A 3,119-nucleotide genomic window follows, 5' to 3' on the forward strand; every position below is an offset into this window, starting at 1 on the left:
GGGCGGCCGCGCCCCCCCCCCCCCCCCCCCCCCCCCCCCCCCCCCCCCGGTCGACGTCAGAGAGGCGGCGTCAGGGGCGGTGGGCCACCACGGACGCGGCCTGGTCGTGCACGAGGTCGGCCGCGCGCGGCGCCGGCACGGTGTGGTCGTCCTCGGCCCGCTCCTTGTGGAACCGTCCGTCCTTCATGACGTAGTTGATCTTCGAGTGGTCCTGCAGGATGGTGATGTCGGCCAACGGGTCACCGTCGACCAGGATCATGTCGGCGAGGTAGCCGGGCTGGACCTTCCCCAGCTCGTCGGGGCGCAGCATGATCTCGCCACCCCAGGCGGTGGCGGAGATGATCGCCTCCATCGGGGTGAAGCCGAGCAGCTCGACGAAGTGCTGCAGGTCGCGGGCGTAGGTGCCGTGCGGGGTCCAGGCGAAGCCGTAGTCGCCGCCGGGCAGCACCTTGATGCCGCGCTGGTGCATCTCGCGCAGCCCCTTCACGGCGATGTCCAGCTCCCGCTTGTAGCCGACGGCCTCGGCGGCCTCCTGCGGGAAACCGAACGCCTCGGCCTCGTAGAGGGTCGCGATCAGCCAGTTGATGCCGGGAGCGACGAACACCCAGTCCTTGTTGGCCTCGAGCATGTCCATGCCCTCGGCGTCGGTGAACGACGCGTGGTAGATGATGTCGACCTTGTTCCGGACGCACATCTTCACGCTCTCCGCGCTGCGGGCGTGGGCGCAGACCCGCTTGCCGCGCCGGTGGGCCTCGGTGACCGCGGCGGCGGTCTCCTCCTCGGAGAAGTAGGTGTCCTCGGCACGCTGGGTGCCAGTGATCTCCTCGCCGGTCATGGACAGCTTGATCTGGTCGACGCCGATCTCGATCAGCTCCCGGACGGCCTTGCGCATCCCCTCGGGGCCGTCGGCGAACTTGGTGATGCCCTTGACCAGCGCCCCGCCGGTGACCGAGATCTCCGGGCCGTTGGCCAGGTAGCGCGGGCCGGGGAAGCGGCCGGCGTTGATCGCGTCCCGGCAGACCACGTCGAGGCGGTCCTTCGCCGACGCCGCGCCCACGCACATGGTGTAGCCGGAGTCGATGTAGGTGCGGGCGGACTCCAGGGCGAACAGCAGGTGCTCCTCGACGGGCATGGTGCCCAGGCCGTCGAGGTCGGCGCTGTTGTTCCAGGTGAAGTGGGTGTGCGCGTCGCACAGCCCGGACATCAGGGTGCGACCGCGGCCCTCGATGACCCGGGCGCCCTCGGCGCGGGACGGTTCGACGGTGCCGACGACGGCGATGCGGTCGTTCTCCACCAGGACGTCGCCGGGATAGGGGGCGGCGCCGGTGGAGTCGAGGATGCTGACGTCGCGGAACAGCACCTTGTCGGGCGAGACGGGCATGGTGCATCTCCTCTGCGGGGCGGGGCGCCGGCCGGACGGCCGGCGGCGGGGGCGCGCCCGACGGGCGCGGTGGATGGGGTGGGGCGGGGCGGGTGATCCCGGAGCGGGGTCAGAGGAACTTGAGCAGCTGGTCGGTGACCGGCCGGGCGGCTTCCAGCGCGGTCCAGTGGCCGACGCCGGGGAGGATCTCGACGGTGGCGTTGCCGTGCGCGGCGGCCAGCTCGGAGCTGGCCTCGGGCGGGCCGACCTTGTCGTCGGCGCCGGTGACCAGCAGCAGCGGCAGGGTCGGGTCGACCGGCCCAGGGTCGGTGGCGTTGGCCAGCGCCTCGCAGTTGCGGGCGTAGCCCTCCGGGTCCTGGCGCATGACCAGTTCCCGGACGAACGCGGCGACCTCGGGCCGGTCCCGGCGGGTGGTCTCCGACAGCGCGTTGGCCACCACCGCCGGCGCGACGGCGGCGGTGCCCTTCTCCCGCAGCAGGGCGGCGCGGTCGCGCTGGGCCTGCCGGCCGGCCTCGGCGGGTTCGCGGACCGCGCCGAGCAGGGCCAGCTTGGTCACCTTCTGCGGATGCCGGGCGGCCAGCGCCCGCACGACCAGCGTGCCGAACGAGTGGCCGACCACGGCGGCGGACTCGATGCCGAGCTCGTCGAGCAGCGCGGCGAGGTCCTCGGCGTGGGACTCCGCGCTGATCCCGTCGGCCACCGGGGACCGGCCGGCGCCGGCCGAGTCGGGCCGGATCACCCGGAACCGCTCGGCCAGGGCGTCGGTCTGCACCTGCCAGAAGTTGCTGGTGCCGCCGAGGCCGTGGACCAGCAGCACGGCCGGCCCGTCACCGTCGATCTCGACGGCGAGCTCCTTGCCGTTGACGTTCACGATGTCTCCTCCGTCGGTCATGTCGGATCGGGGCTCAGGCGACGCGGTTGCGCTGGGCGCCGAGCCCGGTGATGGAGACCTCGATGACGTCGCCGGAGGCCATGAACTTCGGCGGGTCGAAGCCGATGCCGACGCCGGCGGGGGTGCCGGTGGCGATGATGTCGCCGGGCAGCAGGGTGAGCCCGGCGGAGATGGTGGCGATCAGCTCGGGGATGTCGAAGATCAGGTCCTTCACCGACGCGGACTGCCGCTGCTCGCCGTTGACCGAGCTCTCCACCACCAGCGCGGTCACGTCGGGCACCTCGTCGGCGGTCACCGCGTAGGGGCCCATCGGGCAGTGGGTGTCCAGCGACTTGCCCAGCAGCCACTGCTTGTGCTCGCGCTGCAGGTCGCGGGCGGTGAAGTCGTCGATGATCGTGTAGCCCCAGACGTGGTCGAACGCCTGCTCGCGGGTGATGCCCCGGCCGCCGCGGCCGATGATCACGCCCAGCTCGGCCTCATAGTCCAGCTCGCTGGTCACCCCGTGGTGCGGGTCGATGTCGTCGAACGGGCCGGTGACCGAGGTGGTGGCCTTCGAGAAGACGATCGGCTCCTCGGGCAGGGCCTCGGAGCGGTCGGGGGTGTCGTAGCCGCTGCGGCCGAACTCGACCACGTGTTCGCGGTAGTTCTTGCCGACGGCGAAGATGTTGCGCCGCGGCGTCGGGATCGGCGCCAGCAGCCGCACCCCGTCCAGCGGCTGCTCCGGCTGGGCGGCCGCCTGCGCATCGAGCGCGGGGGCGGGGGGGGGCCCCCCCCCGCTCTCCAGAAGCACACCCGGGCCGGGGGGGCGGGGTGGGGGGTCGTCGCGGCCCACCCCCCCGTCCGGGG

At 72.9% G+C, this 3,119-nt stretch carries 3 protein-coding genes; all 3 read right to left on the minus strand.

The features are described 5' to 3' along the window. Positions 1 to 70: 70 nt before the first annotated feature. Positions 71 to 1,381, minus strand: coding sequence for an amidohydrolase family protein (locus ACI78Q_RS23625; protein ID WP_456925919.1), 1,311 nt, complete (start codon positions 1,379 to 1,381; stop codon positions 71 to 73). 109 nt (positions 1,382 to 1,490) lie between these two features. After that, entirely contained in the window at positions 1,491 to 2,273 is a 783-nt protein-coding gene (locus ACI78Q_RS23630; protein WP_456925920.1) for an alpha/beta fold hydrolase, read from the minus strand. Between the two features lie 13 nt (positions 2,274 to 2,286). Further along, positions 2,287 to 3,119 (minus strand): fumarylacetoacetate hydrolase family protein (locus ACI78Q_RS23635; protein WP_456925921.1); only part of this gene is annotated, 833 nt, incomplete at its 5' end.

The organism is Geodermatophilus sp. SYSU D00705, from assembly GCF_054050135.1.